This window comes from Pseudoalteromonas sp. RB2-MNA-CIBAN-0110, from assembly GCF_040309305.1.
Lineage (GTDB): Bacteria > Pseudomonadota > Gammaproteobacteria > Enterobacterales > Alteromonadaceae > Pseudoalteromonas > Pseudoalteromonas arctica.
The window spans coordinates 1-272 of the sequence record NZ_JBEOOQ010000183.1 but is presented as its reverse complement, the minus strand read 5'-3'; the positions used below and the strand labels follow the sequence as shown (position 1 = coordinate 272).

Sequence of the window (272 nt, the reverse complement as noted above, 5' to 3'; positions counted from 1 at the left end):
AATAATAGGTGTACTGGCTACTTTTGCATGAAAGTTAGTATTAACCCCCGGGAGTTTTTCAAGGCTATCGCCAAGGGTTGCAGCTTGCTGCCGTCTTAATTGTTCGCCAGATAACACGCTAACGGGAGACGAGGATTCCATTGCCGACATGTGAATAGGCGTCGCTTCAATATCAATTACTTCAATGGGTGAACGTTCTAAGTTAAAGGTAATTGATTGGCTTTTATCATCACTAAATGTGATATCTCGATGCAGATGGGCATAACCAGGGG

Annotated in this window: 1 protein-coding gene; it reads right to left on the bottom strand. The window is 43.4% G+C overall.

Annotation, left to right across the window (positions count from 1 at the left end):
• A partial coding sequence (locus AAEY68_RS21095) for a TonB-dependent receptor plug domain-containing protein (protein ID WP_350586831.1) occupies positions 1-272 on the bottom strand: 272 nt, incomplete at both ends.